This is a genomic window from Rhodococcus sp. 3258, from assembly GCF_031456475.1.
Taxonomy (GTDB): domain Bacteria; phylum Actinomycetota; class Actinomycetes; order Mycobacteriales; family Mycobacteriaceae; genus Rhodococcoides; species Rhodococcoides fascians.
This window is the reverse complement of the sequence record NZ_JAVDUT010000001.1, coordinates 1,484,609-1,496,028: the sequence shown is the minus strand read 5'-3', so window position 1 is coordinate 1,496,028 and position 11,420 is coordinate 1,484,609. Positions and strand designations below refer to the sequence as shown.

Below are 11,420 nucleotides of genomic sequence, written 5' to 3'. Positions count from 1 at the left end.
GTGAGCGACCAGCGTCAGCGGCTGCCGTACTCAACCTGGTTCAGCAAGGACGAGTCGGCGTTTCCGGTGCGATCGATGTCCGGCCGAGAGTTGTCTGCTGCACCGGCGGTGACTCCGAATACGACGCCGGCACCCAGTACGGCTCCGACGACGGCGGCAATGACACCCGGGACAGCGAACTTCATCTCGGTTCTCCAGTCAGTCGGCTCAGTGAAGCAGTGGGCGAGGTTGTCCCCCACGCGGGCATCACGGTATCACCTGCACCCTGTGAACCGGCCGGTGGACGCGTTACTTTCCGGGAGGAACGATCAGCACGGGTCGATGGCTGTGCCGCAGCACGTGCTCGGCCACCGAGCTCTGCAGTAGGGCCCGCAGCCCCGTGGTGCCCCTGGTGCCGGTGACGATGATGTCGACGTTCATCTCGTCGGCCTTCTCCACGATCGCGCTCCAGATGGCGGTGGTGCATTCGGTGCACTGGCCTTCCACCTTCAGGCCTGCGGCCTCGGCCAGGGCGACGCCCTCGCTGTTGGTCACCTTCGCATCGGTGAGAGCGACGTCCTCGGCCTCGTCGTCCGGCACCCATTCGGGCTGCATGACACCCGACAGACCCGACATCCGCGCTGCTTGACGCACCATCGGTTCCCAGGCCGTGACGACGATCGCGCGAGAGGTGGTGAGAAACCGTCCCGCATAGTCGATGGCTCGTTTGGCGTTGTCGGAACCGTCGTAGGCAATGAGTATGAGGTCAGCAGTCATGGTGGTGATTCTCCTCATGTCGCTTTCGTCCAGATTACCCCGCCCCCGCCCCGGATCAATGTGGGTTTCGGTCGCTCGGAGTGCAACAAAGTCGCATTGATCCCAACCGGAGGGCGGTCAGCAACACGCAACTTCTCGGCTACCGTCGTATTCCATGCGACTTCGGTTTTCGGTTCGGTCCGCTGCAGCAGTGACGGTCGGGGTGGGGTTGCTCGTCTCGTGTTCCAGTGAATCGTCGCAGGTGGCCTCGACGCAGTCGGCTCCGTCCTCGACGACGACCGCTCCGCAGACGACGGTCCCGCAGTCGACGCCTCCGCCGGCCGACGCGTGTGTCACCTTCGTCGACGGTCTGACCGAGCGGCAACGTCTCGCTCAATTGCTCACCGTGGGCGTCACCGGAACGCAGGACGCGATTCGGATCATGTCCACCGAGCAGGTGGGCGGGATCTTCGTCGGCAGCTGGACCGACGAGTCGATGCTCGGTAACCGTGAGGTTCCGCAGGTGCTCGACGCGTCCGCGGTGGCACCGATGGTGACGATCGACGAAGAAGGCGGACGCGTGTCGCGGGTTGCCGATCTGTTGGGTGCGGCACCGTCGGCGCGGGAACTGGCGCAGACGATGTCGGTGGACGAGGCGTATCAGGAGGCCTTGACGCGAGGCCGGGGACTGAAGGATCTCGGCGTCACCGTCGACTTCGCGCCGGTTGTCGACGTCAGTGCTCAGCCCGATGATTCCGTCATCGGCGACCGCTCGTTCTCCGACGATCCGCAGGTCGTCATCGAGTACGCGGGGGCGTACGCGAAGGGGTTGAAGGATGCGGGTGTCGAGCCGGTCATCAAGCACTTTCCCGGGCACGGCTCGGGTTCGGGTGACTCGCACACCGGGGCCGTCACCACGCCGCCGCTCGACGAGCTGAAAGCCAAGGATCTGCTGCCGTTCGCCGCGCTCGACACCACCGGAGTGGGCGTCATGGTCGGCCACCTCGACGTGCCAGGACTGACCGACCCCGGTGTTCCCGCCAGCATCAGCCCTGCGGCCATGGCGTTGCTTCGTGACGGCGCCGGATACGGAGCGAAGCCCTTCGACGGGCCGATCTTCACCGACGACCTCAGTGGCATGGCAGCGATCACGGCGCGGCTCGGGATCGTCGACGCGGTCGAGTCGGCGTTGGTTGCCGGAGCCGACGTGGCGTTGTGGCTGACCACCGATCAGGTGCCGGCGGTGTTGGACAATCTGGAGGACGCAGTGGCGACGGGGCGCCTTCCCGCAGCCCAGGTGGACGAGGCGGCGGCGACGGTTGCCCGGTTCAAAGGGGCGTGCGGAGCCTGATCGGTCGTCGCTCGACCTTACTGTGGAGTAACGTCTAGTGCTTCGTACGTATTGGAGGATCCATGGCTGGCGGCACCAAGAGACTGCCCCGCGCCGTCCGCGAGCAGCAGATGCTCGATGCGGCAGTGGATGTGTTCTCCGACAACGGGTTTCACGAGACATCGATGGATTCGATCGCCAAGAAGGCGGCCATCTCCAAGCCGATGCTCTATCTGTACTACGGCTCGAAGGACGAGCTGTTCGCTGCGTGCATCCATCGTGAGGGCCTCAAGTTCGTCGAGGCCCTGACGCCCGCTGCAGACCCGACCCTGACGCCGCGCGAACAACTGCGCCGCGCGCTGGTCGGTTTCCTCGGCTTCGTCGGCGAGAACCGGAAGTCGTGGATGGTGCTCTACCGCCAGGCGATCGGTCAGCAGGCTTTTGCCTCGCAGGTGCAGAGCAGCCGAGACCGGTTGATCGAGCTGACCGCAGGTCTGCTGGCGATGAGTACCCGAGACCCGGAACAGTCACAGAACTTCGGCCTGATGGCCGTGGCGCTGGTCGGGGCCGGTGAGGCCGTGGCCGACCGCGTGGCAGGCGGAGAAATCGAGGTCGACGCCGCAGCGGACCTCCTGGAAAACCTGGCGTGGCGCGGACTCGCCGGCAAGAAAACTGCCACTACCTAGCTGGCCGCCCGGGTCGTTCCGCAGGCTCCACTCCTGCCGCCACCTACACAGCCGAACTCGAAGTTATGGACGGAAATCCGGGGAAATCCGTCCATAACTTCGAGTTCGAGCTAACTCAGCGCAGGGTTCCCGTCAGATGCGGGTAGCCCTTCTTCGGGTTCTTCAGTGACAGGTCCCAGCCGGTGCCGACGGCATCGGCGTAAGCGTTGATCGTCGCGGGCAGGAGGATCGGCTTGCCGAATCGGATGCTGTACTTCACGGCCTCCGGGATACGACCTTCGACCGTCTGCAGTACCGCTGCAGCACTCCACATTCCGTGTGCGATGGTCTTCGGGAAGCCGAAAGCCTTTGCACCGAGCGAGGATACGTGGATCGGGTTGCGGTCTCCGGAGATGGCCGCGTACCGGCTGATGATCCGCTGATCGACGCGCAGGGTGCGGGTCGGGGGCGGCGGTACCTCGTCTGCAGGCGGTGTTTCACGGGGTCCACCCGAGAGCGAGGTCTTCTGCAGGCTCAGGAAGCTCGAGGTCTGCTTCCAGACCAGTTCGCGTCCCACCTTGACCTCGCTGATCAGGTCGACCAGCAAGCCCTTGCGGTGCTCGCGCAGATTCTCCGCGTGCACTCGGATGTCCAGCGGCTCCGATGCCGAGATGCCGCGGAACTGCTCGATGACGTTCTCGGCGTGCACCGAACCGATGGCGGCGAACGGAAAGCCCTTGGACACCATCAGTTTCATCACTGTCGGGAACACGAGCGTGAACGGGTAGGTGATCGGGAGTTGATCGCCGAATCGCAGCCCCGTCGCGCGGCAGTAGCCGGCCAGGTTGTCCTGGTCCACTCGCAGGCCCTTGAGCTCGAACACGGTGCTGGGCACCGTCTTCGACTTGGACCCGAGGAAGGGCAAGGCACCCAGTGCAGCCGAGGTGTAGATCTGGGACGTCTTCGGCTGCTCGGTGAGCGTGACGGTGCTCATGCGCCGAGGAGGCTCTGGCCGCACACGCGCACGACCTGCCCGGTGACGGCGTTGGATGCGGGAGAAGCGAAGTAGGAGACCAACTCCGCGACGTCGACGGTCTCGCCGCCCTGCAGCAGCGAGCTCATGCGCCGTCCGGCCTCGCGGGTGGCGAACGGGATGGCCGCCGTCATCGCGGTTTCGATGAAGCCGGGGGCTACGGCGTTGATGGTGATGTTCTTCTTCGCGAGCACCGGTGCGGATGCGTGCACCAGGCCGATGACGCCGGCCTTGGAGGTGCCGTAGTTGGTCTGGCCGCGGTTGCCCGCGATACCGGCGATGGACGAGACGTCGACGACGCGTCCGCCGTCCTTGAGTGCGCCCGAGGCCACCAGTTCGTCGGTGATGCGCTGCGGCGCAGCGAGATTGACGCCGATGACGGAGTTCCAGCGGGCGTCGTCCATGTTCGCGAGGGTCTTGTCGCGGGTGATGCCGGCGTTGTGCACGATGATGTCGGCACCGCCGTGGCGCTCGAGCAGGTGCTTCGAGAGGACCTGGCCGGCGTCGGGCGAGGTGACGTCGAGGGCCAGCGAGGTACCGCCGACCTTGTTGGCCGTCTGCGAGAGTGCTTCTCCCGCTGCGGGAATGTCTGCGGCGATGACGGTGGCTCCGTCACGGGCGAGAACCTCGGCGATGGTGGCACCGATGCCGCGGGCAGCGCCGGTGACGACGGCGACCTTGCCGGCGAGCGGCTTGTCCCACGAGGCCGGTGCCTGCGAGTCGGCGTCGCCGACGGCGATGACCTGGCCGTCGACGAAGGCGGACTTGGCCGACAGCAGGAAGCGCAGGGTGGATTCGAGGCCGGAGAGTCCGGTCGACGCGTTGGGGGAGATGTAGACGAGCTGAGCCGTCGCGCCGCGCTTGACCTCTTTGCCCACGCTGCGGGTGAAGCCTTCGAGGGCGCGCTGCGCGATGTGCTCGTCGACGCTCGACGTTTCTTCGGGGGTGGTGCCGATGACGACGACGCGAGCGGACGGTGCCAGGTTGCGGATGACCGGCTGGAAGAACTTGAAGAGCTGCTCGAGCTCGGCGACGTTACCGATGCCGGTGGCGTCGAACACCAGTCCGCCGTGCTTGTCGTCGTGCGGCTGCGACTGCGGGTAGTCCGAGAGCAGCTCACGCAGCGGCTCGACGAGGCGGCCGTTGCCGCCGATCAGGACCGGTCCGGCCAGTGGCGGCTCGCCTGCCTTGTAGCGGCGCAGCTTCTCGGGCTGCGGCAGGCCGGCCTGCTTGGCGATGAAGGCTCCCGGCGCGGACGCGAGGAACGTTGAGTAGAGATCTGGGGCTCCCTTGGAGGCTGCCACTGTCGTACCTTTCATTCAGCGCTGCTCGCTCTGAGGGCGAGGCGCACGACCGGGTGTCGACAACCAACTTACTCGCCAGTAAGATGAAACTCCACCAGGGCCATTCCCCACATGCTGGGGACGATGTTTGGAGACGTCAGTGACAAGCAAGCAGCTACGACCGGTCGCAATCGTCGGTGGCAACCGCATTCCGTTCGCGCGTTCGGACAAGAAGTACGCGCTGGCGTCCAACCAGGACATGCTCACCGCCACCATCGACGGTCTCGTCGCCCGTTTCGGTCTGCAGGGCGAGCGTCTCGGTCTCGTCGCAGCCGGTGCCGTGCTCAAGCATTCGCGGGACTTCAACCTCACCCGTGAGGTCGTGCTCGGCAGCGCGCTGAGCCCGTACACCCCGGCATTCGATATCCAGCAGGCCTGCGGTACCGGTCTGCAGTCGATCATCGCCGTCGGCGACGCCATCGCCTCGGGCCGGATCGACGCCGGTATCGGCGGCGGCGTGGACACGACGTCCGACGCTCCGATCGGCGTCAACGACGAACTGCGCGAGTTCCTGCTCTCGCTGAACCGGGCGAAGAGCACCACCGCTCGCCTCAAGCTTCTCGGCAACGTTCGTCCCGGCATGCTCGGCATCGAGATCCCCCGCAACGGTGAGCCGCGTACCGGCCTGTCGATGGGTGATCACGCCGCCATCACCGCGAAGGAATTCGGCATCCGCCGCGAGGACCAGGACGAACTGGCCGCAGCGAGCCACCACAACATGGCGGCGGCCTACGACCGTGGATTCTTCGACGACCTGGTGACGCCGTTCCTCGGCCTGACCCGCGACGACAACCTGCGTCCGGGATCGACCGTCGAGAAGCTGGCCACCCTCAAGCCGGTCTTCGGAACCAAGCTGGGCGACGCCACCATGACGGCCGGCAACTCGACTCCGCTGACCGACGGCGCGTCGGCTGCGCTGCTGTCGAGCGACGAATGGGCTGCCGAGCGCAACCTGCCGGTGCTGGCGCACCTCGTAGATTCCGAGACCGCCGCCGTCGATTACATCCACGGCAACGGATCGTTCAAGGACGGCCTGTTGATGGCCCCGACGTACGCGATTCCGCGTCTGCTCGCCCGCAACGGTCTGACGTTGCAGGACTTCGACTACTACGAGATCCACGAGGCGTTCGCTTCGGTGGTGCTCGCGACGCTGCAGGCGTTCGAGAGCGACGCGTACTGCAAGGAGCGTCTGGGACTCGACGGTGCGCTCGGTTCCATCGACCGCAGCAAGCTCAACGTCAACGGATCCTCGCTCGCCGCGGGCCATCCGTTCGCCGCGACCGGTGGACGCATCGTCGCATCGCTGGCGAAGATGCTGGCCGAGAAGGGTTCGGGCCGCGGCCTGATCTCGATCTGCGCGGCCGGTGGCCAGGGCGTCACCGCCATCATCGAGCGCTGATCACCGCAGCTTCGGCTGCTCCCCGATACGGGGACACGATCTGGGGGTCACAGGGTCGGCGGATCCGGCAAACGAGGGGTTTTCGGATCTGCTGATCACAACGTCGAAAAGGCACGCAGAGCTCGCTCTGCGTGCCTTTTCGTATCCGGTCAGCCGGGTATGCCGCTTTCCGGCGGGGTCGATTCGTCCCCGGTGTATTCCTTCACTGCCGAGTCTCCGATGTCGGTCTGCAACACGGGAGTCAGGTACTCGGGTACACCTCCGCGGATCTGGAAGACACTGGCTCCGGAAATTCCGAGGTGACTTTCTTCGGAGTATCGGAACGGGGCCAGCTGCGGGCCCTGGAAGTCCATTCCGCCGTCCTGGATCGCGGAGACGATGCCCTCACGGGTGGGATTTTCGCCGGCCGCCTGAAGTGCCTGCACGAACGCGTACGCCTGGCTGAGTCCGTAGATGCGGTAGTTGGTCAGTGGGTCACCTGTTCCGTTCTGAGCCCAGACCTTCTGCCACAGTTGCGTCCACGGATTCTCGGGGGAGTCGACGCCGGGGATGTATTCGAGCGAAATCATGCCTTCGAGGGACTGGGCACCGTTGGTGACCGCGCCCTGGGAGAAGCGTCCGAGCAGAGAACCGACCAGGTCGACGTCGGAGCCGATCGAACTGTAGAACCACTCGGGATCGTAGTTGAGCCGCATCGCGGTCAGTTGGCTCAGTGCGGTGTACGACGGGACGTTGAAGCCGAGCACGAGGTCGGCTCCGGCACCCTGTAGAGCGGCGATCTGTGGTGCGACATCGGTGTTGCCGGAGGTGTAGCGCACGACCTCGACGATCTGGTCGTCGAGATACTGGCGTACCGCGGCTTCGCTGTCCCTGCCGAGATCGTCGTCCTGGAGGAACAGCCCGACCTTGGCGTCGGGCCGGTTCTTCGTCACCCAGTCGCCGATGATCTTGCCCTCGACCTGGTAGTCGGGCTGCCAGCCGAAGGTATTCGGGTACTTCTCGGGGTCGTTGCCCCACATGATCGCGCCGGAGGAGACGAAGAGATCCGGCACACCCTCCTCGTTCAGGAAGTCGATGACTGCGCTGTGCGTCGCTGTGCCGAGTCCACCGACGACGGCGAACACTTCGTCCTGGAGGACGAGTTCGTTGACGACCTGGGTGGTGGTCGTCGGATCGTAGGAGTCGTCACGAACGACGTACTCGATCTGCCTGCCGTTGACGCCGCCCGCGGCATTGACGTAGTCGAAGTAAGCCTTTGCGCCCGTGGGTATTTCGCTGTAGCCCGGTGCTGCGACCCCGGTCAGGGGGAAGTGGGCTCCGATCTTCACCGAGGTGTCGGTGATGCCGATCGTCGAGCCTTCCGAGGATTCTGTTGCCTCGTCTCTACCGCCTGCACCGCACGCTGCGGCCAACGAGACGACGGCGACGAGTGCGGTCGTTCTGACCGCCACCGATCCGAACTTCTTCATTTCATCTCTTTTCTGGTTGAACGCAACCTTCGAAACGTGCCCACCAGACCCAGTGGGGCGAACAGGATGACCAGGACGGTGAAGATGCCGGTCACCAGTGGTGCGAGTTCGGCGGATTGCAGACTGCTCAGCCCCAGATCGAGCCCGAGGTTGGTGACCACCGGTGGGATGTAGGTGAGCAGCAGCGCCCCGATCAATGCCCCGGACAGAGTGCCGAGCCCGCCGATGACGACGGCGGAGAGCAATGTCAGGGAGAGCGTCAGAGTGAACCCGCTCGGGGCCGCGATCCGCGCCGACATCGCGAGGACGGCACCTCCCGCGCCCGCACAGGCCGCGCTGACGACGAACGCCAGGATGCGTGCCCGCCCGAGATCGATCCCGGACAGCTCGGCGGCTACTTCGTCGTCCCGAACGGCCCGCCAGCGACGGCCGATCCGGCTCGACGAGACGTTCGCCAACAGGAAGAACACGACGACGAGCAGCACCCAGCTGACGTAGGCGACGAATTTGGTTCCGCTGAGCTCGTTTCCGGTGACGAAGAACATCATGTCGTCGATCAGGTCCGGCACTTTCGGGGCCGGGACGACGAGACCCTGTTCACCGCCGAGGTAGTCCGAGAAGTACAGGGCCAGTCCCGGTACGGCGACGGCCAGCGCCAGCGTCGCACCGGCCAGGTACGGGCCGTGCAGTCGGGCGGCGGCCACTCCCACGACCACGCCCACCAGGGCAGAGATCACGGTGGCGGCCAGCAGTACGAGGGGCACCGACCATCCGGAATCGTTGGCCCGCAGCATCAATGCCGCGGTGTACGCACCGACGGCCATGAACGCACCGTGCCCGAGTGAGAGTTGCCCGCTCAGACCGGTCAGCACGGTCAATCCGCCGGCTGCGATCGCCAGGTACGCGACCGACGTCAGCTGACTCTGACGGAAGGTGCTCAGTGATTCGAGCGCCAGCACGATGACGACGAGTCCGATGACAGCGCAAAGGAAGTGGCGTCGTACCGGGGTGGCCGTGATTCGAGTGAGAGTTGCGTTCACGTCATACCCTCCTGGCTGCTGCGCTGGCGAACAACCCGCTCGGGCGGACGAGGAGAACGACGATCAGAATGATCAACGCCGCGCTCGACACGAGGTCCTGGCCGAGGTAGCCGCTGACGAAACTGAGCCCGACGCCCATCAGCAGGCCTCCGACCACTGCGCCTGCCGGGCTGTCGAGACCGCCGAGAACGGCTGCGACGAAACCGAAGACGACGATCGAGTCCATGTACCCGGGGTGCACCAGAGAGCCGCCGGCAATGAGCAGCCCGGCCAGCGATCCGACGACTGCGGCCAAAGCCCAACCGAGCGTGAGCATCCGACTCACCCGGACTCCGAGCAGCTTGGCCACCTCCTGCTCGAATGCGCTGGCGCGCATCTTCAGTCCCAGATCGGTGAACCGGAACAGCAGAATCAGCAAGCCCAGGACCACGAGAACGGCGACGATCTTGAACACGTCGTATCCGGTCAGGGCCACGTTGATGTCCCCGACCTTCTGGCCGGTGAGACCGAACGGTGCTGGGAACGAACGAAATTGGTTCCCGAAGATGATGGCCGCAACCGCATGAATGATGATGAACAACCCGAGCGTCAGAATCACCGGGTTGATGTGCGAGGAGCTGTCGACGAACCGGATGACGAGTCGTTCGATCAACGCTCCCAACAACAGTCCGCTGAGCAGCGCGACTCCGAAGCCCAACCAGTACGAGTAACCGGCGTCGATGACGACCAGTGCGACGTACGTGGTGATCATGGCCATCGGTGCCTGGGCGAAGTTGACGATGCGGGTCGATCGCCAGATGAGGACGAGAGCGAGGGCGAACGCGGCATAGACCATGCCTGTCGTCACGCCGTTGATGAGGATGGTGAGCAGTTGTTGCACTGTGGCTGGCGTCCTTTCGGCTTGCTCTAGAACCCGAGATAGGCGTGTCGGAGGGCGTCGTCCCCGGCCAAGGTGTCGGCCGGTCCTTCCACCGCGACCTTGCCCAGGTCGAGGACGACGGCATGTTCGGCGATGGACAGTGCACTTCGCGCGTTCTGTTCGACGAGCACGACGGTCATCGATTCGGAATCGACGAGTGCGCGCAGCGTTTCGAAAATCTGAGCGGCGACTTTCGGAGCCAACCCGAGCGACGGTTCGTCGAGGAGAAGAACCGACGGTGTTGCCATCAGTGCTCGACCGATCACCAGCATCTGCCGTTCTCCGCCCGACAGCGTGTGCGCCGACGAGGTTCGGCGTCCGGTCAGCGGCGGGAACATGTCGTAGATCCGATCGAGGGTCACGGCGTCGTGACTTCTGTTGCGTCCCAACGCACCGAGGCGAAGATTCTCGTCGACGGTCAATTCGGCTATCACGCCCCGGCCTTCGGGCACGTGTGCAAGCCCTTTGCGGGACATGCGATCCGGAGGTATGCCGACGATGTCGACGCCGGCGAGCTCGATACGTCCTGACGTCGGTTTCAGGAGTCCGGAGACAGTGCGCAGCAGCGTGGTCTTTCCGGCACCGTTCGCTCCGAGTACGGCGGTGATCGTGCCCGCGGTGACGGTCATCGACACCGAATCGAGGGCGGTGACCGGCCCGTAGTGCACGGTGAGGTCGGTGATCTTCAGGTGTGTCGCGTCAGTTGTCATGTGCCACCTCGTTTCCGAGATATGCGGCCAGTACGGCCGGATCCTCGCGAATCCGATCCGGTGTGCCCTGGGCGATGACCTTGCCGAAGTCGAGGACGTAGATCCGGTCGCACACGGTCATGACGAGGTCCATGTGGTGTTCGACGAGCATGACCGATGTTGCCGGTCGGTCCGGCTGGGAATCCTTGTTTGCTGATGTGAGAGAGCGGATTTCGTCACCGAGTTCGCTCATTTCGTCGTTGGACAGGCCCGAGGCGGGTTCGTCGAGCAGGATCAACGACGGTTCGCTCACCAGCGCGCGCGCGAGGGCCACGCGCTTGCGCACCGCGTAGGGCAGGCTCGGTGGCAGCCGGTGCGCGTAGCCGTCGATGCGCAGTCGTTCCAGGGTGTTCATCGCGGTCGAGCGGACCGCCGCGTCGTCGGCCGCGCTCGAGGGAAGGCCCAGGAGGCCGCTGAGGATTCCGGTGCGTGCCGTTCGGTCGGCCCCGACCATGACGTTGTCCAGCACGGTCATTCGATCGAACAGTCCCAGTCCCTGCAGCGTTCGGCTCATGCCGAGCCGGGGCAGGTCGTGTGGGCGCAGGCGGCTCAAGGTTTCGCCGTGTCGGCCGAGGGTTCCCGATTGGGGTCGAACGAGACCGCACGCAACGTTGAACAGTGTGGTTTTGCCTGCCCCATTGGGTCCGATGACGCCGAGGACTTCGCCGGGTCGTACCTCGATGGTCACTCCGGAGAGCGCGACGATGCCGCCGAAGGACACGTCGACGTCCGTCATGG

Annotated in this window: 12 protein-coding genes; 3 read left to right on the top strand and 9 right to left on the bottom strand. The window is 65.1% G+C overall.

Annotated elements, in window-relative coordinates; translation table 11 throughout:
* Positions 1 to 14: 14 nt before the first annotated feature.
* Together J2X62_RS06965 and J2X62_RS06960 are read right to left on the bottom strand one after the other, a co-directional pair.
* The gene (locus J2X62_RS06965) at positions 15 to 185 is read right to left on the bottom strand and encodes a DUF2613 domain-containing protein (protein ID WP_072692026.1); all 171 of its coding nucleotides are present in this window, start codon (positions 183 to 185) and stop codon (positions 15 to 17) included.
* Between the two features lie 103 nt (positions 186 to 288).
* Complete coding sequence (locus tag J2X62_RS06960; RefSeq protein WP_027495380.1) at positions 289 to 756, bottom strand: universal stress protein; 468 nt, start codon at positions 754 to 756, stop codon at positions 289 to 291.
* Positions 757 to 910: 154 nt separating this feature from the next.
* Between J2X62_RS06960 and J2X62_RS06955 the strand changes: the two genes are divergently transcribed.
* Positions 911 to 2,086 (top strand): glycoside hydrolase family 3 N-terminal domain-containing protein, encoded by a 1,176-nt coding sequence (locus tag J2X62_RS06955; RefSeq protein WP_057474403.1) that lies wholly within the window; start codon positions 911 to 913, stop codon positions 2,084 to 2,086.
* A 62-nt stretch (positions 2,087 to 2,148) separates the two neighbouring features.
* Entirely contained in the window at positions 2,149 to 2,751 is a 603-nt protein-coding gene (locus J2X62_RS06950; RefSeq protein WP_027495382.1) for a TetR/AcrR family transcriptional regulator, read from the top strand.
* A 115-nt stretch (positions 2,752 to 2,866) separates the two neighbouring features.
* On the opposite strand, the gene J2X62_RS06945 is transcribed toward J2X62_RS06950, so the two are convergent.
* Both J2X62_RS06945 and J2X62_RS06940 read right to left on the bottom strand, forming a co-directional pair.
* The gene (locus tag J2X62_RS06945) at positions 2,867 to 3,724 is read right to left on the bottom strand and encodes a MaoC/PaaZ C-terminal domain-containing protein (protein WP_032367093.1); all 858 of its coding nucleotides are present in this window, start codon (positions 3,722 to 3,724) and stop codon (positions 2,867 to 2,869) included.
* Positions 3,721 to 5,067, bottom strand: a complete 1,347-nt coding sequence (locus tag J2X62_RS06940) for a 3-oxoacyl-ACP reductase (RefSeq protein ID WP_032392109.1) — start codon at positions 5,065 to 5,067, stop codon at positions 3,721 to 3,723. Before J2X62_RS06940 ends, J2X62_RS06945 begins: the two co-directional genes overlap by 4 nt.
* Positions 5,068 to 5,206: 139 nt before the next feature.
* Between J2X62_RS06940 and J2X62_RS06935 the strand changes: the two genes are divergently transcribed.
* Positions 5,207 to 6,505: an acetyl-CoA C-acetyltransferase gene (locus J2X62_RS06935; RefSeq protein WP_032374814.1), complete on the top strand. Its 1,299-nt coding sequence runs from the start codon at positions 5,207 to 5,209 to the stop codon at positions 6,503 to 6,505.
* 149 nt (positions 6,506 to 6,654) lie between these two features.
* Here J2X62_RS06935 and J2X62_RS06930 read toward each other — a convergent pair whose 3' ends face one another.
* Genes J2X62_RS06930 through J2X62_RS06910 form a run of 5 tightly spaced genes read right to left on the bottom strand, consistent with a single transcriptional unit; the run spans position 6,655 to position 11,418 of the window.
* Positions 6,655 to 7,974 carry an ABC transporter substrate-binding protein gene (locus tag J2X62_RS06930; RefSeq protein ID WP_032392110.1) on the bottom strand — a complete coding sequence of 440 codons (1,320 nt, stop codon included), beginning with the start codon at positions 7,972 to 7,974 and terminating at the stop codon, positions 6,655 to 6,657.
* Positions 7,971 to 9,014, bottom strand: coding sequence for a branched-chain amino acid ABC transporter permease (locus J2X62_RS06925; protein ID WP_032369486.1), 1,044 nt, complete (start codon positions 9,012 to 9,014; stop codon positions 7,971 to 7,973). Before J2X62_RS06925 ends, J2X62_RS06930 begins: the two co-directional genes overlap by 4 nt.
* A 1-nt stretch (position 9,015) precedes the next feature.
* The gene (locus J2X62_RS06920; protein ID WP_027495388.1) at positions 9,016 to 9,894 is read right to left on the bottom strand and encodes a branched-chain amino acid ABC transporter permease; all 879 of its coding nucleotides are present in this window, start codon (positions 9,892 to 9,894) and stop codon (positions 9,016 to 9,018) included.
* A 26-nt stretch (positions 9,895 to 9,920) separates the two neighbouring features.
* Entirely contained in the window at positions 9,921 to 10,643 is a 723-nt protein-coding gene (locus J2X62_RS06915; protein WP_027495389.1) for an ABC transporter ATP-binding protein, read from the bottom strand.
* Entirely contained in the window at positions 10,633 to 11,418 is a 786-nt protein-coding gene (locus J2X62_RS06910; protein WP_052073988.1) for an ABC transporter ATP-binding protein, read from the bottom strand. The genes J2X62_RS06915 and J2X62_RS06910 overlap by 11 nt, the downstream gene beginning before the upstream one ends.
* Positions 11,419 to 11,420 lie beyond the last annotated feature (2 nt).